At 75.3% G+C, this 22649-nt stretch carries 23 protein-coding genes and 1 tRNA gene; 11 read left to right on the top strand and 13 right to left on the bottom strand.

The window, feature by feature from the left end; all coding sequences use genetic code 11:
• Positions 1 to 355: 355 nt before the first annotated feature.
• From KPF22_RS02870 to KPF22_RS02845, 6 genes are all read right to left on the bottom strand, one after another.
• A tRNA-Thr gene (locus KPF22_RS02870) sits at positions 356 to 429 on the bottom strand.
• A gap of 56 nt (positions 430 to 485) precedes the next feature.
• Positions 486 to 992 carry a 2'-5' RNA ligase family protein gene (locus tag KPF22_RS02865; RefSeq protein ID WP_224401135.1) on the bottom strand — a complete coding sequence of 169 codons (507 nt, stop codon included), beginning with the start codon at positions 990 to 992 and terminating at the stop codon, positions 486 to 488.
• Positions 985 to 2136, bottom strand: coding sequence for a DNA polymerase III subunit delta' (locus KPF22_RS02860; RefSeq protein ID WP_224401134.1), 1152 nt, complete (start codon positions 2134 to 2136; stop codon positions 985 to 987). Before KPF22_RS02860 ends, KPF22_RS02865 begins: the two co-directional genes overlap by 8 nt.
• Complete coding sequence (locus KPF22_RS02855) at positions 2133 to 3407, bottom strand: MFS transporter (protein WP_224402365.1); 1275 nt, start codon at positions 3405 to 3407, stop codon at positions 2133 to 2135. The genes KPF22_RS02860 and KPF22_RS02855 overlap by 4 nt, the downstream gene beginning before the upstream one ends.
• Before the next feature lie 127 nt (positions 3408 to 3534).
• Positions 3535 to 4257 (bottom strand): hypothetical protein, encoded by a 723-nt coding sequence (locus KPF22_RS02850; RefSeq protein ID WP_224401133.1) that lies wholly within the window; start codon positions 4255 to 4257, stop codon positions 3535 to 3537.
• 95 nt (positions 4258 to 4352) lie between these two features.
• The gene (locus KPF22_RS02845; protein ID WP_224401132.1) at positions 4353 to 6749 is read right to left on the bottom strand and encodes a penicillin-binding protein; all 2397 of its coding nucleotides are present in this window, start codon (positions 6747 to 6749) and stop codon (positions 4353 to 4355) included.
• A 154-nt stretch (positions 6750 to 6903) separates the two neighbouring features.
• Between KPF22_RS02845 and KPF22_RS02840 the strand changes: the two genes are divergently transcribed.
• Together KPF22_RS02840 and KPF22_RS02835 are read left to right on the top strand one after the other, a co-directional pair.
• The gene (locus tag KPF22_RS02840; protein ID WP_224401131.1) at positions 6904 to 7266 is read left to right on the top strand and encodes a WhiB family transcriptional regulator; all 363 of its coding nucleotides are present in this window, start codon (positions 6904 to 6906) and stop codon (positions 7264 to 7266) included.
• An 18-nt stretch (positions 7267 to 7284) separates the two neighbouring features.
• Complete coding sequence (locus tag KPF22_RS02835) at positions 7285 to 7962, top strand: class I SAM-dependent methyltransferase (RefSeq protein ID WP_224401130.1); 678 nt, start codon at positions 7285 to 7287, stop codon at positions 7960 to 7962.
• Positions 7963 to 8138: 176 nt separating this feature from the next.
• Here KPF22_RS02835 and KPF22_RS02830 read toward each other — a convergent pair whose 3' ends face one another.
• The gene (locus KPF22_RS02830; RefSeq protein ID WP_224401129.1) at positions 8139 to 9278 is read right to left on the bottom strand and encodes an ArsA family ATPase; all 1140 of its coding nucleotides are present in this window, start codon (positions 9276 to 9278) and stop codon (positions 8139 to 8141) included.
• A complete protein-coding gene (locus KPF22_RS02825; protein WP_208826818.1) occupies positions 9275 to 10327 on the bottom strand; it encodes an ArsA-related P-loop ATPase in 1053 nt (350 codons plus the stop codon). Before KPF22_RS02825 ends, KPF22_RS02830 begins: the two co-directional genes overlap by 4 nt.
• Positions 10328 to 10492: 165 nt before the next feature.
• Here KPF22_RS02825 and KPF22_RS02820 point away from each other — a divergent pair, with 165 nt between their 5' ends.
• From KPF22_RS02820 to KPF22_RS02805, 4 genes are read left to right on the top strand one after another with little or no spacing between them, the layout of a single operon-like run.
• Positions 10493 to 10663 carry a DUF4177 domain-containing protein gene (locus tag KPF22_RS02820; RefSeq protein WP_139282840.1) on the top strand — a complete coding sequence of 57 codons (171 nt, stop codon included), beginning with the start codon at positions 10493 to 10495 and terminating at the stop codon, positions 10661 to 10663.
• A complete protein-coding gene (locus tag KPF22_RS02815) occupies positions 10660 to 11118 on the top strand; it encodes a RidA family protein (protein WP_224401128.1) in 459 nt (152 codons plus the stop codon). Before KPF22_RS02820 ends, KPF22_RS02815 begins: the two co-directional genes overlap by 4 nt.
• Before the next feature lies 1 nt (position 11119).
• Positions 11120 to 11683: a hypothetical protein gene (locus KPF22_RS02810; RefSeq protein WP_224401127.1), complete on the top strand. Its 564-nt coding sequence runs from the start codon at positions 11120 to 11122 to the stop codon at positions 11681 to 11683.
• Between the two features lie 23 nt (positions 11684 to 11706).
• Positions 11707 to 14535, top strand: a complete 2829-nt coding sequence (locus tag KPF22_RS02805; protein ID WP_224401126.1) for a hypothetical protein — start codon at positions 11707 to 11709, stop codon at positions 14533 to 14535.
• 31 nt (positions 14536 to 14566) lie between these two features.
• Here KPF22_RS02805 and KPF22_RS02800 read toward each other — a convergent pair whose 3' ends face one another.
• Positions 14567 to 15460, bottom strand: a complete 894-nt coding sequence (locus KPF22_RS02800; protein ID WP_224401125.1) for a Gfo/Idh/MocA family protein — start codon at positions 15458 to 15460, stop codon at positions 14567 to 14569.
• A gap of 52 nt (positions 15461 to 15512) precedes the next feature.
• On the opposite strand from KPF22_RS02800, the gene KPF22_RS02795 reads away from it, so the two are divergent.
• The 5 genes from KPF22_RS02795 to KPF22_RS02775 all read left to right on the top strand — a co-directional run bounded on the left by KPF22_RS02795 (position 15513) and on the right by KPF22_RS02775 (position 19382).
• Positions 15513 to 16319 carry an NUDIX hydrolase gene (locus KPF22_RS02795; protein WP_224401124.1) on the top strand — a complete coding sequence of 269 codons (807 nt, stop codon included), beginning with the start codon at positions 15513 to 15515 and terminating at the stop codon, positions 16317 to 16319.
• Positions 16316 to 17104, top strand: a complete 789-nt coding sequence (locus KPF22_RS02790) for an MBL fold metallo-hydrolase (RefSeq protein WP_224401123.1) — start codon at positions 16316 to 16318, stop codon at positions 17102 to 17104. The genes KPF22_RS02795 and KPF22_RS02790 overlap by 4 nt, the downstream gene beginning before the upstream one ends.
• A gap of 107 nt (positions 17105 to 17211) precedes the next feature.
• Positions 17212 to 17964 (top strand): amino acid ABC transporter substrate-binding protein, encoded by a 753-nt coding sequence (locus KPF22_RS02785; protein WP_224401122.1) that lies wholly within the window; start codon positions 17212 to 17214, stop codon positions 17962 to 17964.
• Complete coding sequence (locus tag KPF22_RS02780) at positions 17965 to 18633, top strand: amino acid ABC transporter permease (RefSeq protein WP_062398750.1); 669 nt, start codon at positions 17965 to 17967, stop codon at positions 18631 to 18633.
• Positions 18630 to 19382: an amino acid ABC transporter ATP-binding protein gene (locus tag KPF22_RS02775; RefSeq protein ID WP_062398752.1), complete on the top strand. Its 753-nt coding sequence runs from the start codon at positions 18630 to 18632 to the stop codon at positions 19380 to 19382. Before KPF22_RS02780 ends, KPF22_RS02775 begins: the two co-directional genes overlap by 4 nt.
• On the opposite strand, the gene KPF22_RS02770 is transcribed toward KPF22_RS02775, so the two are convergent.
• The 4 genes from KPF22_RS02770 to KPF22_RS02755 all read right to left on the bottom strand — a co-directional run bounded on the left by KPF22_RS02770 (position 19379) and on the right by KPF22_RS02755 (position 22457).
• Complete coding sequence (locus KPF22_RS02770; protein WP_224401121.1) at positions 19379 to 20071, bottom strand: HD domain-containing protein; 693 nt, start codon at positions 20069 to 20071, stop codon at positions 19379 to 19381. The two genes, KPF22_RS02775 and KPF22_RS02770, sit on opposite strands and share 4 nt — an antisense overlap.
• Positions 20068 to 21330, bottom strand: coding sequence for an MFS transporter (locus tag KPF22_RS02765; RefSeq protein WP_224401120.1), 1263 nt, complete (start codon positions 21328 to 21330; stop codon positions 20068 to 20070). Before KPF22_RS02765 ends, KPF22_RS02770 begins: the two co-directional genes overlap by 4 nt.
• A 41-nt stretch (positions 21331 to 21371) precedes the next feature.
• On the bottom strand, positions 21372 to 22046 hold the full coding sequence (locus KPF22_RS02760) for a Crp/Fnr family transcriptional regulator (RefSeq protein ID WP_020628211.1): 675 nt from the start codon (positions 22044 to 22046) through the stop codon (positions 21372 to 21374).
• A 162-nt stretch (positions 22047 to 22208) separates the two neighbouring features.
• On the bottom strand, positions 22209 to 22457 hold the full coding sequence (locus tag KPF22_RS02755; RefSeq protein WP_043282623.1) for a hypothetical protein: 249 nt from the start codon (positions 22455 to 22457) through the stop codon (positions 22209 to 22211).
• Positions 22458 to 22649: the final 192 nt, after the last annotated feature.

Below are 22649 nucleotides of genomic sequence, written 5' to 3'. Positions count from 1 at the left end.
CCGATGACCTACGGGTATGCCGGTCTGGCCCTGACCGTCACATCGCGCACTGAGCTCCCGGTTCGCGCAGACGCCGGTTCCATGGTGTGCAGCCCTCCTTCCGGCACTGCCGGCGAGGGGAGTGCTCGTCGCAGGCGTGCTCGCGCGTCGTCCGGTGCTGGGCGTTACGACGTACCGACCCAATGATCCCGGCGACGGCGCATCCGGGCGTAGAGGATGTCCAGAGTCTCGGCGGTGACCCGGCGTGGGCGTGGGCGCTTCGAGGGAGGCACTCCCCGAAGCTAGAACGACCGGGAGGCCACGGGACGGATTCAGACGGGGTGTCAGAGGCCCGGCCAGGGCCTCTGAACTGCGGAGCCGCCTTGGGGAGTCGAACCCCAGACCTACGCATTACGAGTGCGTCGCTCTAACCGACTGAGCTAAGGCGGCGTGGTGCGAAACCAGTGTAGCGACCGGGCTCCGCCGCCTTCACAAGCCCCCACCCGTCATCCGGTGAACGGGAACCGCGGTCCCGGCTCCCACGGCCCACCGTCGTAGCGCCACAACGCCAGGCCGGGGACGCCGGCGTCCCACGGGGCGAACCCGGCGGCCAGGTCGTCGTGCAGCGCCCGGGCCACGGCCGGGGTGACCTTGTTCTGGACGGTCACGTGCAGGTCGGTCCTCCCGGCGTCCTGCCGGGTGAGGCGGGACCGCCACCGGTCGGCGACGCCGCGGCGCAGGGCCGTCAGCCCGGGGCAGTCGAGGGTGAAGGCGACCCCGCGGCCGAGCAGCCGCAGGCCGGTGACGCGGGCGGTCATCGGGACACGGTCGGTCGCGGTGGTCAGGTCGGCGGCGAGCTCGGCGGCGGCGTCGCCGGGCAGGGCGTGGAACAGGGTCAGGTGCGCGGCGAGGTGGTTGCGCCCTGCCGGGAAGTGCCGCTCGCGCAGGTCGTCGAACCGGGCCTGCGTGGCGTCGTCGAGCCGGGCCGTGAGGATCAGCGGCCGGTCATCCACGGTGCAGGGCCGTCATCATGGCCTCGACGGCGATCCGCGGCTTCACGTTCTGCTCCAGCGCGTCGCGGCAGGCGAGCACCGCCTCCAGGCGACGCAGGCTCGACTCCGGGCCCCACTCGGCGGCAGCCACCCGGATCTCGCGGTCGCGGTCCGGGTTGGTCAGCGGCACCGTCGCGCCGGTCGCGGCGACGATCGTGTCCCGGTAGAAGCCGGCGAGGTCGACCAGGGCGCGGTCGAGCGCGTCCCGCTGGGTCCGGGTGGCGCGGCTCTTCTGCCGCTTCTCCAGGTCCCGCTCGGCCGCCTTCGCCGAGCGGGCCGCCGACGCGGCGCCCTTGCCCGTGCCGCCGGCGCCCATCGCGACGGCGAGCTCCTCACGCTCGGACTCGTCGCGGGAGGACCGCAGCTCGTCGGCCTCCGCCTCGGCCGCGCGGATCAGCACGTCGGCGTGGAAGAACGCGTCGCCGAGGCGACGGAGCTTCGTCGGCACGCCGAGGATCTCCTCGCGCCGGGCACGGGCCTGCGGGTCGCGGGCGAGGCGCCGCGCACGGCCGACGTGGCCGCCGCACACCGATGCGGCCCACTGCGCCTGGTCGGGGTCGATCCCGTCGCGGTCGCGCAGCACCCCGGCGACGGCCTCGGGCGACGGACTGCGCAGGTGCACCATCCGGCAGCGCGAACGGATGGTGACGGGCACGTCGTCGGGGTGGTCCGACGGCGCGCAGAGCAGGAACACCGTCTCCGGTGCGGGCTCCTCGACCGCCTTGAGCAGCGCGTTCGACGCGCCCTCGGTGAGCCGGTCGGCGTCGGCGATGATCACGATCTGCCAGGTCCCGGTGGCGGGCCTCCGGGCGGCGAGCTGGACGAGCGAGCGCATCTCGGCGACCGAGATGGACAGTCCCTCCGGGACGATCTCCCGGACGTCGGAGTGGGTGCCCGCCATGACGGTCCGGCAGGCCGCGCACTCGCCGCAGCCGTGGTAGCGGCACTGCAGGGCGGCCGCGAAGGCGCGTGCGGCGTTCGACCGGCCGGAGCCGGGCGGGCCGGTGAACAGCCAGGCGTGGGTCATCGCCGTCGGGTCCGACGCCGCCCCGTCCAGCTCGGCGACGGCGGCGGGCTGGCCCACCACGTCGTCCCACACGCTCACGACGATCCCTCCTCCGTCATCTGCCGGCGTGCGACGACGCCGACCACTGCCGCCAGGACGCCCCCGCCGGCGAGGACGAACCGTGTGCCGTCGACCAGCAGCGCGGTGTCGCCCACGGTCACCGTCCGCGTCGCCACGACGCCGACGACGATCGGCACCACCGACATCGCCCCCAGCAGCACCAGCCGCACCAGGGACTGGACGAACGCGTTGACCCGGCCGCGGATCCCGTCGGCGACCTCGGTGCCGATGATCGTGAGCCCGGTCAGGAACGCGACCCCGGCGAACGCGCCGACGAACAGCACCGCGGCGATCGCCATGAACAGGTGCACCGCCACCGCCACGACGACGAGCGACACCCCGGCCCCGACGATCGCGCTGCCGAACAGGCGCCGGTGCGGCACCTGCCGGGCCAGCACCGGACCGGCGGCCATGCCCGCCGCGAGACCGGCGAACACCGACGCGAACAGGATCGAGTACGCCGCGTCCCCGCCGCCGAGGCTCGACGCGTAGAGCTTGGCCGTCGCGATCACGGCGCCGCCCGCGGTGAATGCGCCGACGATCCCGACGACCAGCCCGCGCACGAGCGGGGTGCGGACGACGAAGGTGTAGCCGTCGCGCAGCAGGAACAGCATCGACGGCGGGGCGTGCCGCCGCTCGGCCTCGGTGGCCCGGCCGGAGATCTCCGGGATCGCGAGGTACACGACCAGCGCCGAGCCCAGGAAGGCGAACGCGTTGACGCACAGCGCCGCGTGGACGGTGGCCGCCTGGTCCGCGCCGAACAGCGGACCGACCTTGCTGACCAGCGCGAAGAGCCCGGCGCCCCCGACCACGGCGACGCCGTAGGTCACCAGCAGGCTCAGCTGCGCCGCGCTCTCCATCTGGGCCGGGCTGCGCAGCAGGTTCGGGACCGCCGCGTCCTTCGCCGGGATCCAGAACATGGTGCACAGCTCGAGGAGCAGGGTCACGACAAGCAGCCACCACAGCTGCCCGACGAACGGGATCGACAGCAGCAGCACGAACTTCGTGAGGTCGCAGGTCACCATGACCTTGCGCCGGTCGAAGCGGTCGGCGAGCACCCCGGCGAGCGGCCCGAACAGCAGCGACGGCACGAGCTTGGTCGCGACGACGCCCCCGAGCGCGAAGCTCTGCGCGGTGAACCCGGCGCCCGCGGTGAGGTGGGTGGCCAGCGACGTGAGCGCCAGCAGCGCCAGCCACTCGCCGGTCGCGGTGACCGCGGTGACCGACCAGAGCCTGCGGAAGGCGGGGATCGCGAGGACCGACGTCAGGCGGTGCGACGTCGACGACGAGGTCGTGATCGCGGCTCACCTCCTCCTCACCCGGCACGGCGTGCGGATCTTCAGGCTAGACCGGGCCACCGACAGCGGACGCGCTGCCTCAGACGATGGTGGACAGCGTCTGGACGAGGATCACCAGGTAGATCAGGACGAAGGCGATCGTGAACACCCGGGCCCCGACCCGGCCGCGGGTCAGCCGGGAGAAGCCGAGCAGGCCGTTGTCGAGGTCGACCGGGGGCCGGGCGGACACCGCGGGCGGCCGGTAGACCGTGCCGACGGGCTCGTCGCCGTCCGCGCGGGGGCGACGCGGGGCGGGCAGCCGGGGAACCGGGCCGGTCGGCGACCGCCGGGGCGGGGCCGGGACCGGCGACGACGGGGTGGGCGTCACCGGGCGGCGGGGGCCGGGGACCGGGTCGCCCGCGCCGTCGTCCGGGGTGGGGACGGCGGCGGGGCCGGGCCTGCGGCGCCGGACCGCGGTCAGGGTCCGCTGGGTGGGGCCGTCGATGTCGGGCTCGCGCGCAGCGTGCTCCTCCTCCGCCGACGGGTCGGGATCGGGGGCCTCCACGGGGGCGACCCGCTCGGGGACGCCGGTGCCGTCCACAGCGGCCGGTCGGGCAGCCGGAGCACCGGACCCCCGCTCCACGCCGGACGCGGGCCGGATCCCGTCGGACACGGGTCGTGACACGGCGGAACCCGCGGGGCGGTCACCCCGCTCCCGGGCGAGCCGGTCCGCCTCGCGCTCGGCGACCAGCCGCGCCACGCCCCAGCGCCCGTCGTCGGCGGGCGCCGGCGCGGGACGCCTGCTCCTCCACCGCACGGCCATGACGGCATGCTAGGCCGCGACCAGCGGTGATGCCTCGTTCCGACGGGGTATGGCGCGCGGTGCCGCCCGGCCGGGTGACCCGGCCGGACGGAGCGTCACCCGCCGTCGGGCGGCCGGTTCCCGTCGGGACGGTCCGCCGGCGGGCCGCCGTCCTGCCCCGGGGCCGGGCCGGGCGTCGGGGTGCCCGGGGGCGGCGGCGGGGCCGGCACCGACCCGCTGCTGACCTGCAGGGTCACCTGCTCACCCGGGAGCGCGGCGCCCCGGGGCTCCTGCCCGACGACCGTCCCCTCCGGAGCGTTGTTGTCGACGGTGCGGGTGGTGACCTGCCATCCGGCACCCTCCAGCTCGCCGCGGGCGGCGCCGGCCGACCGGCCGACCACGTCCGGGATGCGGGACTCGGCCCCGCCGTCGAGGTAGCGGGGGTCGGTCGCGGGCAGCGGCGTCGGCGGGGTGTTCGCCACCAGCGGGGTCACCGCGCCGTACCACGTCCGGGCCGGGGTCTTGCCGCCGAAGATGTTGCCGTTCCCACAGGCGAAGGGGGCGCCGCCGCCGTCGCAGAGGGGTCGCGGGCGGTTGGAGTTGTCGAAGGTGATGACCGCTCCGGCCATCTCCGGGATCGCGCCCATGAACGCGGCCGACTTGTGCTGCTGGGTCGTCCCGGTCTTGCCGGCCATCGGCCGGGTCCAGCCGGCGGCCTTCGCGGCGGCTGCGGAGGTGCCGGCGATGTCGTCCTTGCTCAGGCCGGTGACCAGGGTGTTCGCCAGGGCGGGCTCGACGGCCTGCTGGCAGGGCTCCTCGGTGATCGGGACGGGCTCGCCCTCGGCATCGGTGATCGAGTCGATCGGCGTCGGCGGGCACCATCTGCCCTGGGAGAACAGGGTGGCGCCGACGTTGGCCAACTCCAGCACCGAGGTCGGGGTGACGCCGAGCGTGAACGACGCGAGCCGCTGGTCCTTGATCACCTCGGCGATCGAGCGGTCGGTGCGCTTACCGGTGCCCGGGTCGACGAACGGCGTCGTGGCCAGGGACTTCATGCCGAGGCGGACGGCCATGTCGACCACGTCCGGCACCCCGGTGAACTCCTCGAGCTTGATGAACGCGGTGTTCGGCGACTGGGCCAGCGCGTCGGTCATGCTCATCCGCGCCGGCAGGCCCTCGCTCGCGTTCCCGACCGGGATCGGGCGGCCGCTGCCGTCGACGTAGATCGGGGAGGCGTAGCCCGAGGGCGGCACCTGCATCGAGTAGTTGATGCCGAGGCCCTTCTCCAGCGCGGTGGCCGCGGTGAAGATCTTGTACGTGGACCCGGCACCGAGGTTGACCGGCTGGTACGGCAGGCCGTAGCTGGTCTCCTCGGCGTCGGCGTTCAGTCCGAACGTGCGGCTCGACCCCATCGCGAGCACACGGTGCTTGTCCTGGCCGGGCTGGACCAGCGACATCACGTTCGCGACGTTGGGGGTGTCCGGCGGCACCTCCTTGTCGAGGGAGCGCTTGACCTCGGTCATCGCGCGGCGGTCCAGGGTGGTGCGGATGGTGTAGCCGCCGCGCTGGATCTGCTCCTCGGTGAAGCCGGCCTCGGTGAGGTACTGCGTCACGTACTTGCAGAAGAAGCCCATGTCGCCGGCGCCGATACACCCGTTCGGCACGCGGACCAGCGGGTTCGCGACGCCGAGCGGAGCGGCCATGGCCTGCTTCGCCTGGGCGTCGTCGATCATCTGCTGCTGGCGCATCTGGTCGATGACGACGTTGCGCCGCTGCAGCGCGGTCTGCGGGTTCTGCACCGGGTCGAACTGGGTGGTCGAGCGGACCATCCCGGCCAGCATCGCGGCCTGCGGGACGGTCAGCTTGTCCGGCGTGGTGTTGAAGTAGGTGCGCGCCCCCGCAGCGACGCCGTAGGACCCGTTGCCCAGGAAGACGATGTTGAGGTAGCGGTTGAGGATCTCGTCCTTGGACAGCTGGCGCTCCAGCTGCAGGGCGATCCGCGCCTCCTTGAGCTTGCGGGCCGGGGTCTGCTCGGTGGCCTTGAGCCGCTCGGCCTCGCTCGTCGCGTCGACGTAGAGCATGTAGTTCTTGACGTACTGCTGGGTGATCGTCGACGCCCCCTGGACGACGTCCCCGGACGCCGAGTTCGCGACGACCGCGCGCAGCGTGCCCTGCCAGTCGACGCCGTCGTGCTCGTAGAACCGGCGGTCCTCGATCGCCAGCATCGCGCCCTTCATCGCGGTCGAGATCTGGTCGTTCGTGACCTCGGTGCGGTTCTGATCGAACAGGTAGGCGATCGGGCGGCCGTCGGAGTCGGTGAGCGTCGTCGTCAGCGGCGGGCGGGTGCCGACCAGGTCCGCCGAGCTCGACGTGACGCTGTCACCCGCCTCGTTGGACAGCACGCCGAGGCCGCCGACCAGCGGGAAGGCCATGCCCGCCGTGACCACACCGAGCAGGATGCACAGGCCGGCGAGGACGCCGAGCGGGCGGAGCAGACGCCGGGGGAACCTCACAGGGACAAGCCTACGGGCCGGGAGGTCAGGACACGGTCAGGCTCGTGTCCCCGGTTGCGTAGTTTTGCGCGCTGACCCGGGGCCCCTCCGCGTCCCAGGATCGAGGCATCACGTCGCGGGCCACCGGGCCCGCCCCGGCCCGAGAGGCGACCCGATGCTCGACACCCTGCGTCCCGTCACCGGCAGGCCCCGCCTGCGCCCCGCCGTCGTCGTCCGCACCTGCACCGCGGTATGGAACTGGCGTTCGGCCGCACGCTGCCGCACCTCCGACGCCGAGAACCTGTTCGTCACCGGTGCCGACCAGCGCGAGGCCCGCGACTTCTGCCTGTCCTGCCCGGTCCGCACCGAGTGCCTGGCACACGCCCTGGACCACCGGGTCGAGTTCGGTGTGTGGGGCGGGATGACCGAGCGGGAGCGCCGCGCGCTCCTGCGCCGGCGCCCGGACGTGCGCGACTGGGCCGCGCTGCTCGGACGTGCGCGCTCCGACCACTACTCCGGACGCAGCAGGAGCGCCTGACCCGATAGCGTCAGGCGCGTGCTCGATTTCCTGGCCGGCCTCTACCGGACGCACGCCGACGACCTCGCCACGGTGATCGACGGGCAGCGGGAGCTCCTCGCCGACGGCACGATCACCCCGCAGCTCGACGACGTCGAGGCCGAGCTGACCTACCTGCTGCTGCGCCATCACCGGCCGTCGCAGGTGGTGGAGGTCGGCACCTACTACGGCTGGTCCACCACCTGGATCCTGTCCGCGCTGCGCGACAACGGATCCGGTCACCTGCAGTCGTTCGACCTGGTCGACCACGTGTGCGGCACCGTGCCCGAGGAGCTGTCGACCGGGCGCTGGACATTCCACCGCGGGGACCTGCGCGAGACCGTCGAGAAGGTCCCGGCCGACACGGGCTACCTGTTCGTCGACGCCGACCACGGGCGCCGCTTCGCCCGCTGGTACCTGGAGCACCTGTTCGGGCGGATCGCGACGGGCACCCCGACCAGCGTGCACGACGTGTTCCACCTGCCCCGGGCACGCCCGTTCACCGAGGGGTCCGAGGTGCTGCGGCACCTGGAGCGCAGCGGCACCGGCTGGTTCACCTCCTCGCGCGCGGCGGCGCCGCGGAACCTGCGCGCGCTCGACGCCGTCCGGGCCGAGCTGGGGATCACCGGCGTACGCGGGACCTCACGCAACCCCATGATCTTCTTCTCGATGCCCTGAGATCAGCGCCCGGGATCGCGCAGGCCCTCGACGAGACCGTCGGGGACGATGGCGAACCGGTCTGCCTCCCTACGGTCCAGCGGACAGGAGGTGGCCAGGCGTGCGTCGAGCCGCCCGCGGGCACGCGCGACCGCGGCCCGGCCCGGCTGCGGGCGGCGCTCGGCGTGTCCTGAGCCTCAGCCCGCCGTCGCCGCGGCGCCGGTCTCGGACTCGCCGGCCAGCAGCCCGCCGACCCGGCGCAGCCCGTCGAGGTCGGCGATGTCGCCGGCCAGCGCGGGGACCCGCGTCACCGACACGCCGGGGTGCGCGGCTGAGAACCGGGTGAGCAGGTGCTCCTCCCGTTCGTGCAGGTCGACGCGGTCGGCGTGCAGCCGCAGCACCGCGGCCGCGATCTGCGACCCCGGCCCGCCGACCTGCTCGGCCACGGCCCGCGCACGCGCCGCGGAGACCGGCGCGAGCACCGGGTGGGTCCGGTTCAGCACGAGCCCGGCCAGCGGCATGTGCTCCGACGACAGCCGCTCGGTGAAGTACGCCGCCTCGCGCAGCGCGTCCGGCTCCGGCGCGGCGACGACGAGGAACGCCGTCCCCTCCGAGCGCAGCAGCGCGTAGGTCTTCTCGGCCCGCTCGGCGAACCCGCCGAACAGGGTGTCGAAGGCCTGCACGAACGCCGACGCGTCCTGCAGCATCTGCCCGCCGATGATCGACCCGACGGCCTTGGCGAACAGCCCGAACCCGGCTTCGACGATCCGGCGCAGCCCGCGGCCACCGGCCCGGGCGGGCGCGGCGAGCAGCCGGATCATGCGGCCGTCGAGGAAGCGGGACATGCGCTGCGGGGCGTCGAGGAAGTCCAGCGCCGAGCGCGACGGCGGCGTGTCGACGACGACGAGGTCCCACGTCCCGGCACCGGCCAGCTGGCCCAGCTTCTCCATCGCCATGTACTCCTGCGTCCCGGAGAACGAGGAGGAGATCGTCTGGTAGAAGGGGTTCTCGATGATCTTCTGCGCCCGCTCGGGCGGGGCGTGCGACTCCACCATCTCGTCGAAGGTGCGACGCATGTCCAGCATCATCGCGGCGAGCTCGCCGTCGACGGTCCCGACCGGGGCGGGGTCGTTGGACAGCTCGCTCACCCCAAGGGCCTGGGCCAGGCGGCGCGCCGGGTCGATGGTGAGCACGACGACCTGACGCCCGCGCTCGGCGGCGCGCACCGCGAGCGCGGCGGAGGTGGTCGTCTTGCCGACGCCGCCCGAGCCGCAGCACACGATGACCCGGGTGCCCGGGTCGTCGATCAGGGCGTCCACGTCCAGCGGGGCGGTCATCGGCGGGCCTCCAGGTGCACACCCTGCGCGGTCATCGACTCGGCCAGCTCGTAGAGCGAGCCGAGGTCCACCCCGCCGAGCAGGGCGGGCAGCGTGAGCCGCGGCAGCGGCGGGGTCGGCTCGGTCTCCAGGCGGCGCAGCGCGGCGGTCTCCCCCTCGACGGCGACGGCGTGCTCCACGGTCTCGGCGACCAGGCCGTCGATCTCGGTGGGGGCCAGCTCGATCCCGGCGCTCTGCAGGCCGTTGCGGATCCGGGTCGCGTCGACCCGCCCGCCCGCGGCGGCGGTGACCGAGCGGTCGGGCAGCCACTGCTCGCGCATCCGGTTCACCACGACCGAGCCCAGCGGGATCCCGGCGGCGTCGAGCTCGGCGGCAGCGTCGAGCGTCTCGGTGACCGGCAGGTCCGACAGAAGTGTGACCAGGTGCACCGCGGTGAGCGGGGAGTGGATCAGCGCCTCGACGCCCTTGGCCTGCCCGTGGATGGGCCCGACCTTGGCCAGGTCGGCCATCGCCCTGGTGACGTCGAGGAACGACACGAGACGGCCGGTGGGCGGCGCGTCGAGGACCACCGCGTCGTAGGCGGGGAGACCGTCGGACTCCGTGCGGGTGACGCACTCCTTGGCCTTGCCGGTGAGCAGCACGTCGCGCAGGCCGGGGGCGAGCGTCGTCGCGAACTCGATCGCGCCCATCCGGCGCAGCGTCCGCCCGGCCACGCCCAGCCGGTAGAACATCTCGAAGTACTCCAGCAGGGCGGCCTCGGCGTCGACGGCCAGCGCCCGCACCTCGCCCCCACCGGGCGCGACCGCGATCCGGCGCTCCTCGTACGGCAGCGGGGCGGTGTCGAAGACCTGGGCGATGCCCTGGCGGCCCTCCACCTCGACGAGCAGCACCCGCTTCCCGCCGCCGGCGAGGGCCAGCGCGAGGGCGGCGGCCACGGTGGTCTTGCCGGTGCCCCCCTTGCCGGACACCACGTGGAACCGCGCGCGGGAGAGCGCGTCGGGCCACGGGTCGGGGCGGGTTCCGGGCTCGGGCCGGACGGTCGTGGTCACGGATCCAGCGTACGAGCGCCCACCGACAGCGGCCCGTCGGCGAGGTGCGTCCCACAACGGACGGGGCGCGTCCCGCGCTCCTGCGGTGGGCGTCCGTCGCAGGGGGACGGCCACCCGTCGCGCCACGGCGGTTCGGTGTCGGGTGCCCGGGTTACAGTCCCGCCCATGAGCTCCCCGGTCGTGAAGTGGGAATACCTGACCGCCCCCCTGCTGATCCACAACACCAAGGCGATCCTGGACAACTTCGGCCAGGACGGCTGGGAACTGGTCACGGTGACGAGCGGCGCGAACGCCGAGCAGCTGGTGGCGTTCTTCAAGCGGCCGGTGCAGCAGTGAGCGCACTCGCCCGGCTGACGGAGCTGGGGCTGGCCCTGCCCGCGGTGGCCGCGCCGGCGGGCGCCTACATCCCGGCCCGGCGCAGCGGGAACCTCGTGTTCACCGCCGGGCAGGTCCCGTTCGTGGACGGGAAGGTCGCCGCGACCGGCAAGGTCGGGGCCACGGTCACCGCCGAGCAGGCGTACGACCTGGCCCGGATCTGCACGCTGAACGCGCTCGCCGCGATCGACGGTCTGGTCGGCCTCGACAGCGTCACCGGCGTCGTGAAGGTCGTCGGGTTCGTCGCGTCGGACCCGTCGTTCTCCGGCCAGCCCGGCGTGATCAACGGCGCGTCGGACCTGCTCGGCGAGGTGTTCGGCGAGGCAGGGGCGCACGCCCGGTCGGCCGTCGGCGTCGCGGTGCTGCCGCTGGACGTGCCGGTCGAGGTGGAGCTGACGGTCGAGGTCGGCAGCTGACATGGATCGGCTCGCCGGGGTCCCGGCCGGTCACGAGCTGCTGCTGCGGCTGGCCGGCCGGTTCCCCGACGAGCTGCTCTGGCGGCTGCGCGACTGGCTGGCCGCCGGGGACACCGCGGCGCTGGGCGCGGTCCTGCCGCGCACGCTGCTGCGGCACCGGATCGGGCTGACCGGGCACGAGCGCACGCTGCTCGCCGAGATCGTCGGGCCGGACGCGCCGTCGCGGCGCCTGGTCGAGGCGGTGCTGCCCGGCACGCCGCCCGCTCCGCCCGCGTTCACGGCGGGCGAGCCGGACCTGGCCGCGTGGTCGGCGCTGTCGGTCGTGCGCGACGAGGCGTCCGCGCTGCTGCTGGCCGTGCGCGACGACGGCGCGCGCGTGCTGCTCGTGCGTGACGCGCAGCGGCCGCACCTGCTCGCCGCCGCGGTCGCGCGGCTGCTGCGCGTCCACGGTGACCGTGTCCCGCGCGTCGAGGCCCTCACCGGCGACGCCCCGACCGAGTACCACGAGGCCGCGTGCACCGCGGCGGCGTCGTTGTGGAGCCGCGAGCCGGTCCCCACCGGCTGACGCGGGACCGCGAAGGAGGCCCCATGTCCGACCCCACGTACCGGCTGCTGCGGGAACTGGCCGGCCGGGTGGACGACGACCTGCTCGCCACCGGACGCGAGCTCGTCGCCGTCGGCGAGGAGGGGCACGCGCTGGAGCTGCTGGTCGCCGAGCTCGTCGCGGGACGGGCGGTGCTGCCGCACGCGGTGCGCTCCGAGCTGGTCGCCGAGGCCGCAGCCCGCCGGGTGCAGCCCGACGCCGACGCCTGCCTGCCGCCCGCCGCGGACGTCGCCGCCGGTCCGCACCGGTTCGACGGCGACGGCCCGCCCGGTGCCGCGGAGGCGGTCGCGGCCGCGCTGGCCGGCGTCCCGGTCCCGGAGTCGGGCTGGACGCTGGCCTGGCGCACGACGCCCGCCGGTGCCGCCCCCGGCCCGCTGCCGCAGCCGGTGCTGCTGGCCCGCACCGGGTCGCACGGCGCACCCGAGGTCCTGACCTACCAGGCCCAGTCGGCGCTGGCCCGGGCCGGACTGGTCGTGTCGGTCGAGGTCGGCGACGACGGCCCGGACCCCGGCTATCACCGCGCCGCCCGGGAGGCCGCGCGTCCGCTCCCCGCCACTCCGGTTTCCGACGCCGCCGCTCCGTCCCGCGACGACGCCGCCGCTCCGTCCCTGCAGGACGTGTCGGCGCCCCTCCCCGGCGACGCACCACGGCCCACCCCCCACACCTCCCGATCCCCCCTGGCGGAACCCGGGGACGGGGACGGGGGCGGGGTCGCGGACGGCGACACGTCCGGCCCGCCGGCCCACCGGGTTCCCGACGACCGGCCCTCCGACCGGGTCGGGCTCCTGTCCTCGGCGACGCCCCCGGACCCGGAGGACCGGCTCGGCCGGGCCGACCCGGAGCCGACGACGGAGGGGTTCGCCGCGGCAGCCCCGTCGCCGGGAGCAGCCGGACCCGACACCGGGCCGGACCGGGCCCCGGACGCAGCCACGTCCGGCGCCGGGGCGGACCCGGTCCCGGCCGCGGAGGCCTCGTCCACCGGAACCGGCCACGCCCCGGGCGAGGACGCCACCGGGTCCGGCTCCCCGGCGAGCGCGTCCGACGCGACCGCGTCGTCGCCCGAGACCGGCATGTCCGACGACGCCGCTCCCGGCGCGTGGACCGGAACCGCCGATCCGGCCACTCCCACCCCGGAGACCGGCACCCCCGACCGGGCCACTCCCGCCCGGGGGACCGGAACCTCCGATCCGACCACGTCCCGTCCGGGCACCGACACGTCCGGCAGGGCCGCTCCGGTCCCGGGGACCGGCACGCCCGACGGGGCCCGTCCCGGCCCGGCCGGGCCACGCGACTCCGCGGCCCGACGCGCCGCGGCACCCGCCGAGGGGGAGGACACGGCGCAACCGGCGCCGCGGCCGTCGCCGCCGATCCGGGCGCTGCGGGAGGCCTCCGCGGGCGACTGGTTCGACTCTCCCCCGGAGGGCGACGGCCCGGACCCGACCCCGCCGCGCGGGGTCGGCGAGGTCCCCCGGCACCGGTTCGTCGCCGACCCCGGAACCGCCGGCAACGGCCACCTCCCCGACGCGAACGGCGCGTACCCCACGACCGCGGGCCGCGGGCCGGTGGCGGGCCCGCCGGAGCGGCGTCCGGTCGGGCCCGCCGCGACGCCGGCCGGGCGGCCGTCGGCCCCTTCCGACGAACCGCCCCCACCGCCGGTCACCCCCGCACCTCCCGGGCTCCCGGCACCCCCGGCCGCCTCCTCACCGCCCGCGGCCGCGGGGTCCCCGGTCGCGTCCGTCCCCCCGGTCGTCCCCGCGGACCCGGCCGCGACCGGCCCCCGGGCGGCCCCGCGCGACCTCGGCGTGCCGCTCCGCAGGCGGGCCGGGGAGGGCCGCGCGCCCGCGGGCGGCGGGCCCGGTCCGGTCGCCGGGCGTCCGCCCGTCGGGCCGCCCGCGGCACCGGGGCCCGACGAGGCGTCCTGGCTCGCGGACTGGGCCTCCGGTGCCTGGGCCGGGGAGATCCCGCCGCCGGAGACCGCGGCGCGGACCGACCGGAGCGGCGTCGAGGAGACCGTCCCGGGCACGCCGCACGTCGTCCCCGCCGCGACCGCCGGCGTCGACGACGACCGCCGCGCCGGACCGGCGCATCCCGCCCACCGTGTGACCACCGGCGACGACCCGGCCCGCCCCACCTCCGGGCCGGCGCACCCGGGTCCCGGACCCGACCGGATACACGTCGGCACGTCCCCCGCCGGAGCCGCGGCGAACGGAGCCGCACCGGCCCCGGAGGACGCCCCGGCGGACCCGGCCCACGCCGGACCGGCTCCGGACGTCCGGGCCGGACTCGACCGCCCCGCGGGCACCGGACCGGTCGGAACCGGGACGACCGGCCCCCGGCCCCCGACCGACGAGGCCGACCCCGTCGACGAGGCGCCCACCCCACCTCCGGGCGTCCCGATCCTGCGCGCCCCGACACCCCCGGCCCCGGCCGACGGGGAGCGCCGCCCCCGGCACCTCCTGCTCACCGACGACGAGCCGGACGAGCGGGATGCCACAGAGCGGGACGGCACCGGGTGGGACGGCACCGTGGAGGACCCCACGGAACCGGCCGACGTCGTCGCCCCCGCAACGGAGCGCCCCGCACGGGCGACGGAGCACCCCGCACCGGGTCCGGCGGAGGAACCCACGACGGGGCCCGCGGACGAACCCGCGCCGAGGCCGCGGCCGCGACCGCGCCCCGCCGGGGGCCTGGCCGACCGGCTCACCCCCACCGAACAGGACCTGCTGCAGCGCCTCCACGAAGAGCTCGCGGCCCGCGAGAACGGCGGCGAACCGACCCCGCGCAACGGCACCGCCCGCACCGACCGGGGCTGAGCCCGGCCGGGCCGGCGGCCGGTGCGGGGGATCAGCCGACCGCGCGCACGATCCGGTCGATCACCCGCTGCAGGTGCAGCGCCCGTGCGGCGTCCACCGGGAGGTCGGCGCCGGAGCCGATCGCGTCGGCGAGGTCGTCGAGCAGCGCGCCGAAGCAGGCGACCGCGTCGGCCGGGCGACGGTCGAGCACGTACCGGCCGCGGCCGTCCTCCCCGAGCCCGCCGACCAGCGCCACCTCGAACTCGGTCGGGTCCACCGGGACACGCAGCGACAGCACGACCGAGCTGCGGGCGCCGCCGTCGTGGACGAGGCCGATCCGCCACAGGTCGGGCTCGTCGCGGTGGGCGTGGTCGACGTCGACGACCGGCCCCAGGGCCGCGTCCAGCAGGTCGACGACGTGCGGGCCGACGTCGAGCAGCGCCCCGTGCTCCGCCCGCCACGACGACGCCGCGAACGGCCCGCCGAGCAGCGCCCCGGACAGCCAGCGGGCGGTCGCGGCCGTCCCCGGTCCGCCGGCGCCGGCCGGGACCGCGTCGAGCCAGGCCCGGATCGCCGGGTCGAACCGCAGGGTCAGCATCGTCGCCGACCGGACGCCGGAGGCCGCGACCGCGGCGGCGGCCCGTTCCGCGGCGGGCAGGTCCGCTGCCAGCGGCTTCTCCAGCACGACGTGCTTCCCGGCGCCCACCACCCGCTCCAGCAGCTCGGCCTGCACCGCGGGCGGGACGGCGAACGCGACGGCGTCGCACGCGTCGAGCAGCTCGTCGACGGAGGCGTGGACCGGGCCGCCGGAGACGGCGGCGACCTCGGCGGCCGCCTCCGGCCGTCGTGCCCACACCCCGGCCGCCGACCAGCGCGGATGCGCCGCGATGGCGGGGGCGTGTACCTGGCGCGCCCACGGTCCGGCGCCGAGCAGTCCGATACGCATGCGGGCATTCTCACCGCCGACCGGCCCCGATCATGACCTAGGGTCGGCGGCCATGAGCGATGATCCGGCGACGCAGCCGGTCGAGCCGAAGGCCGCCGCGACCGTCCTGCTGGTGCGCGACGAGCCGGGCGGTGGCGGCCTGCAGGTCTTCCTGCAGCGCCGGGTGGCCGGGATGGCGTTCGCCGGCGGCATGACCGTGTTCCCCGGCGGCGGCGTCTCCGCCGGCGACGAACCGGACCCCGCCCGCTGGCGCGGCCCGGAGCCCGAGCGGTTCGGCACCCGGCTGGCCCAGCCCGCGGACCTCGCGGCCGCGCTGGTGACCGCCGCCGTCCGCGAGACGTTCGAGGAGTGCGGCGTGCTGCTGGCCGCCCCCGCCGGCACCGACCCCGGCCCGCTCGACGCCGCCGCGGCCTGGCGGGACGACCTCGTCGCGCACCGCACCACGCTGCCCGCGATCCTGGCGGCCCACGACCTGGAGCTGCGCGCGGACCTGCTCGTCCCCTGGGCCCGCTGGATCACCCCGCCGCGCAACCCGAAGCGCTACGACACCGCGTTCCTCGTCGCCCGCGTGCCGGACGGCCAGGTCGCCGACGACGCCACCACCGAGGCCGTCGAGGCGCGCTGGTGGACCCCGGCCGAGGCGCTGGCCGGCTACGACGACGGCGACCTCCAGCTGATGCCGCCCACCCTGCGGACCCTGCAGGAGCTGGGCCGCCACGCCACCGCGGCCGAGGTCCTGACCGCGGCGGCGGCGCGCGACATCGAGCCGATCACGCCCGAGGTGCGGCGCGAGGGCAGGGTCGTCACGATCACCCTGCCCGGCGACCCCGACTGGATCTACGAGGAGGCCACCCGGTGAGCCACCCGCTCTACGGCGCCCTGCGCGCCGCGCACCCGCTGGCGTCGGTGCTGCTGCAGGACAACCCCGGCCCGATGACGCTGGAGGGCACCAACACCTGGGTGCTGGCCGCGCCGGACGCCCGGGACCGGATCGTCGTCGACCCGGGTGAGGACGACGGCACGCACCTGGAGGCGCTGGCCGACGGCCCGCCGGTGACCGCGGTCGTCCTGACCCACCGCCACCACGACCACGCCGGCGGGATCGGCCGGTTCGTCGAGCTGACCGGGGCACCCGTGTTCGCCGCGGACCCGTCGCTGGCGTCGGGGACCACCCCGCTGGTCGACGCTGCCGTCGTCGCCGGTGGCGGGGTCGAGCTGGAGGTGCTGACCACACCCGGCCACACCTCGGACTCGGTGTCGCTGCTGCTGCGCGGCCCCGGCTCCGACGGCGTCGCGCTGCTCTCCGGCGACACCGTGCTCGGCCGCGGCACCACCGTCATCGCCCACCCCGACGGCACCCTCGGGCCCTACCTGGACTCGCTGCGCCGGATCGCGGAGCTGCCCGCGGGCACCCCGGTCCTCCCCGGGCACGGTCCGGAGCTCCCGGACGCCGCCGAGACCGCGCGGCACTACCTCGCCCACCGCGAGCAGCGGCTGGAGCAGGTGCGGGCCGCGCTGGAGCGGCTCGGGCCCGACGCCTCGGCACGCGACGTCGTCGAGATCGTCTACGCCGACGTCGACACCTCGCTGTGGGACGCCGCCGAGCTGTCCGTGCGCGCACAGCTGGATCACCTGCGTGGATGAACGGGACCGCACGGAGCGTTGAACCGAGACGACCGACCGGCCTAGGGTCCCCGCATCTCGACGGGGCATCGCCATCCGTCGGCCCCGTTCCGCTCGAAGGAGACCCCGTGCGTCGCACGATCCTGGCCCTGGCCGCCGCGCTGCTGGCCCTCACCACCCTCGTCGGCTGCAGCAGCGGCGGATCCGACACGCTGCGCGTCGGCACCGAGGGGACCTACAGCCCCTTCAGCTTCCAGGGCCCCGACGGGCAGCTGACCGGCTACGACGTCGAGGTCGCCCGTGCGGTCGGCGCCAAGCTGGGCAGGGAGGTCGAGTTCGTCCAGACCCCGTGGGACTCGATCTTCGCCGCGCTCGAGTCGAAGCGGATCGACCTGGTCGCCAACCAGGTCACGGTCAACGACGAGCGGAAGGCCAGGTACGACCTCTCCACGCCCTACACCGTGTCCGAGGGCGTGATCGTCACCCGCGCCGACGACACCACGATCCGGAGCCTGGCCGACCTGCGGGGCCGCACCACCGCCCAGTCCGCGACCAGCAACTGGGCCGAGGTCGCCCGCGGCGCCGGCGCGAACGTCGAGGCCGTCGAGGGCTTCGTCCAGGCCGTCCAGCTGCTCAAGGACGGCCGGATCGACGCGACCGTCAACGACACCCTCGCCGTCGGCGAGTACGAGAAGTCGACCGGGGACAAGGGCGTCAAGGTCGCCGGCACCACCGGGGACACCAGCGAGCAGGCCTTCGCCGCCCGCAAGGACAGCGGCCTGATGCCCGACGTGGACCGGGCGCTGGCCGAGCTGCGGGCCGACGGCACGCTGCGGCAGCTGTCCGAGAAGTACTTCGGCAGCGACGTCAGCGGGAAGTAGATGGATCCCGCCACCTGGGAGCTGATCGGCCGCAACCTGTGGCCGATGCTGAGGGCGACGGTCACGATGACCATCCCGCTGACGGCGATCAGCTTCGTCATCGGGCTGGTCCTGGCCCTGCTGCTGGCGCTGGCCCGGATCTCCTCGATCAGACCGCTGTCCTGGCTGGCCCGCGCCTACATCTCGGTGGTCCGCGGCACGCCGCTGCTGGTCCAGCTGTTCATCGTGTTCTACGCGCTCCCGCAGCTCGGGCTGGTGATCGACCCGTTCCCGTCCGCGGTGATCGCGTTCAGCCTCAACGTCGGCGGCTACGCGGCCGAGGTCATCCGGGCGGCGATCCTGTCCATCCCGAAGGGCCAGTGGGAGGCCGCGCAGACCATCGGCATGGGGTACCCGACCACCCTGCGCCGGGTCATCCTCCCGCAGGCCGCGCGCACCGCCGTCCCCCCGCTGTCGAACACGCTGATCTCGCTGGTCAAGGACACCTCGCTGGCCTCGACCATCCTGGTGACCGAGCTGCTGCGGGTCGCCCAGCTGGCCGCGGCGCCGACGTTCGACTTCTTCGCCCTCTACGGCGTGGCCGCGGTGTACTACTGGATCGTCTGCCTGATCCTCTCGTCCGTGCAGGTACGGGTGGAGACGCGGCTGGAGAGGTACGTGGCGCGATGAGCGACCTGCTGACCGTCCGGGGCCTGCGGAAATCCTTCGGGACGCTGGAGGTCCTGCGCGACATCGGGTTCGACGTCCCGGCCGGGACCGTCACCGCGGTGATCGGGCCGTCCGGGTCGGGCAAGACGACGGTGCTGCGTGCCCTGAACGCGCTGGACCGGGCCGACGCCGGGGTGATCACCATCGGCGACCTGGCCGTCGACTTCGGCGCCCCCGTCGACCGGTCCACGCTGGCCCGGTTCCGGTCCCGGACCGCGATGGTGTTCCAGTCGCACAACCTGTTCCCGCACCGCACCGTGCTGGAGAACGTCATCGAGGGCCCGGTGATCGTGCAGCGGCGCCCCCGGGCCGACGCGACCGCCGACGCCCGGCGGCTGCTGGACCAGGTGGGGCTGGCCGAGAAGGCCGACCAGTACCCGTACCAGCTCTCCGGCGGCCAGCAGCAGCGCGTCGGGATCGCCCGCGCGCTGGCCCTCGACCCGCAGCTGATGCTGTTCGACGAGCCCACATCGGCGCTGGACCCCGAGCTCGTCGGCGACGTCCTGCGGGTCATCAAGGACCTGGCGACGGCGGGCCGGACGATGGTCATCGTCACCCACGAGATCCGCTTCGCCCAGCAGGTCGCCGACCAGGTCCTCTTCGTCGACGGCGGGGTGGTCGCCGAGTCCGGTCCGCCGTCGCGGGTGCTGGTCGAGCCGGAACAGCCCCGCACCCGGCAGTTCCTGAAGCGGATCCTCGACCCGATCTAGACCCCGGGCGGGGCGCCGGCGGAGTCGCCGTGGGCATCGACCCACTCCTCGCGGAACCGGCGCAGGAACTCCTCCAGGGCCGCGTGCCGCCGCTCGCCCATCTCGCGGCCGGCGGCGGTGCGCAGCTCGCCGCGCAGCCGCAGCAGCTTCTCGTGGAAGTGGGCGACGACCGAGCCGGTCGGCCCGGACCGGTAGCGGCCGGTCGCGACGCCTGCGGCCGGGTCCCACAGGGGCTCGCCGATCGCGCCGCCGTAGGCGAACGCGCGGGCGATGCCGGTGGCGCCCATCGCGTCGAGCATGTCGGCGTCGTGCAGGCAGGCCGCGATCCGGTCCGCCGTGGGCGCCGACGCCGCCTCGGAGAACGAGTACCGGCCGGTGGCCTCGACGGCGTCGAGCACCGGGTCCCACAGCTGCTCGGCGACCCCGCCGCGACGCAGTGCGTCCCGGGCGTCGTCGCGGACCTCCGCGGGGGCGACGACGCGGCCGAGCCGGGCCTCGGCGGCCCGGTGGTGGTCGTGCACATAGGCGGCGACGGCGGCGACGAACCCGTCCAGACCCTCCCGCACCGCGAGCCGGGCCGACAGCCCGGCGACCCGGTCGAGGTGCCCGAGGTCGTGCGCGACGTCCGCGCCGGCCATGTCACCGGCGACGACGTCGCGCAGCCGCCGCAGCTCCCCGGCGCCGCTCACGCCGGGCTCCCGGCCGCGACGACACGGGGCTCGGTGTCGGCGACCGAGCCCCGGCGCAGCCACAGCAGCCCCGCGACCAGCAGCCCCAGGGCGCCGCCCGCCGCGTACCCGCCCGGCCCGACGAGGTCGATCATGACGCCGGACAGGGCCTGCCCGACCGAGACCCCGAGCACCGCGGCCATCACCATCCAGTTGAACGCCTCGGTCGCCGACCCCGCCGGAGCGGTCTGCTCGACGCCGAGGGAGTGCCCGGTGACCTGCGGGGTGATCAGCGCGCCGGCGGCCATCATCACCACGGCCAGCAGCACCAGCGAGCCGAGCGGGGAGACGAGCCCCATCGCCGTCACCAGGACGGCGAAGCCGGCGAGCAGGACCGGCAGCCGCAGATGCAACGGCCGCGGCCAGGGCCGCATCCCGTAGAGCACCCCGGTCAGCACCGAGACCACCGACCAGAGCGAGAGCAGGACCCCGCCGGCGGCGGGCGAGCCGGCGAACGCGGTCGCGGCGATCACGCCGACCTCGGCGGTCCCCGCCACCAGCCCGAACCCGAGCGACGCCAGCGCCACCGTCCGCAGCCCGGGGCGCCGGAACACCCCGAGCAGCCCGGCCTCGACCGGCAGCGACCCGTCGGCGCGCTCGGCGCGGATGCGGGCCGAGCGGCGTCGTACGGCGGCGGTCAGCGCGAACCAGGTGGTGCCGACGACCTCCGCGGTCGCCGCGACGACGAGCGCGGTGCCCGGCCACGGCGTCGCCACCACCAGCACCGCGGCCAGCGCGGGACCCATGATGAAGAAGATCTCGAGGCTGATCGCCTCGTAGGTGTAGGCGGCCTCGCGGCGCGGCCCGGGCGGGGTCAGGTCCGACCACAGCGCCCGCGACGACCCCTCGAACGCCGGCGTCGCGAGCCCGGTGACGACTGCGACCGCGACGGTGAGCGGCAGCGCCGCCCGGTACTCGATGCTCAGCACCAGCCCGGTGACGCACAGCAGGTAGACCGCGACGAGCACCAGCATCGGCCGGGTCGGGCCCAGCCGGTCCAGCACCCGCCCCTGGACGACCGTGCCGACCGCGGTCCCGACCAGCAGCGCCGCGGAGAGCGATCCGGCGACGGCGTAGGAGCCGTGGACCTCACGGACGTAGAGCAGCGTGGCGAGACTGTGCATCGCGATCGGGAACCGCCCGAGGACGGAGGCACAGACCGGCGCGGCCGCCCCGGGGGTGCCCAGGGCGGCGCGGTAGTCGGAGAGAGCGGCGGGCACACCCCAGCATCACATGATCTGGGACGCCCGTACCAGAGAATTCAGCGCGCGCGTCGCGCGAGCCGCTCCGGCTCCAGGATCAGCACGCTCTTGCCCTCCAGACGCAGCCAGCCCCGGTGCGCGAAGTCGGCGAGCGCCTTGTTCACGGTCTCGCGGGACGCGCCGACGAGCTGGGCGATCTCCTCCTGCGTGAGGTCGTGGGTGACCCGCAGCAGACCCGACTCCTGGGAGCCGAACTGGCGCGCGAGCTGCAGGAGCGACTTCGCCACCCGGCCCGGCACGTCGGTGAAGATCAGGTCGGCGAGCATGTTGTTGGTGCGGCGCAGGCGGCGGGCCAGCACGCGCAGCAGCTGCTCGGCGATCTCCGGACGCTTGCCGATCCACTCCCGCAGCGCACTGCGGTCCATGGTGTAGCAGCGCACCTCGGTGACCGCGGTCGCCGACGACGTGCGCGGGCCCGGATCGAAGATCGACAGCTCGCCGAACATGTCCGACGGGCCGGCCACCATGAGTAGGTTCTCCCGGCCGTCGGGGGACTTCCGGCCGAGCTTCACCTTCCCGCCCGACACGATGTAGAGGCGGTCACCGGGCTCACCTTCGGAGAAGATGACCTGCCCGCGGGAGAACTCGGCAGTCTCCAGAGCTTCGGCCAGCGCCTCGGCGGCCTGGGGCTCCACACCTTGGAAGATCCCTGCCCGGATCAGAACCTCGTCCACTGCAATGCTCCTCGTTCACCGGCCGTGTCGTCACGGCGGGTCGTCGGCGCGTCAGTGTAGAGGTCTTCGCCACACACGTGCGCACCACTGGCCCGATCGGATTGACATCCGATCGGGTCCGATTCGTCGCGGGGCGCTGTCAGGCACCCGTACGCGATCTTGTCAGGCCGACGGGACCTGGCTCCGACGAGCCCCCCGGCGGCGCCGGTTGCGCAGCCGGAACAGCTCCAGCGCGCGGCCCGTGCCGGACCGGAACAGGGCACGGACCTCGTCCGGACGCGGCTGTTCGAGCATCTCGTCCAGCTCGTCCTGGCGCACGGTGGACTCCCGCATGCGGGACTCCACACGCTCCATACCGAGCGCGAAGAACATCACGAGCAGCGGGACGAGAACGCTCAACCAGGCAGTCATGGCAACTCCGATCCTCCCGTACGGGTTCGCAGCCCGGCCGGTCGGGGGTGGCCGCGTCGGCGTCTTCGTGACGCGACCGTGACCTCGTAGCCCGTTCGGCGCACGCCCGGACGGGTGCGCGCACCGCTCGTCGGACGCGTCGCCGCGCCGGCCGGTCGAACGCCCCCCGGCGCGGACGGGACCGCGCCCGGC

The sequence above is a fragment of the Pseudonocardia sp. ICBG1034 genome (assembly GCF_020131375.1).
GTDB lineage: Bacteria > Actinomycetota > Actinomycetes > Mycobacteriales > Pseudonocardiaceae > Pseudonocardia > Pseudonocardia alni.
This window is presented reverse-complemented; position numbering and strand designations above follow the sequence as displayed.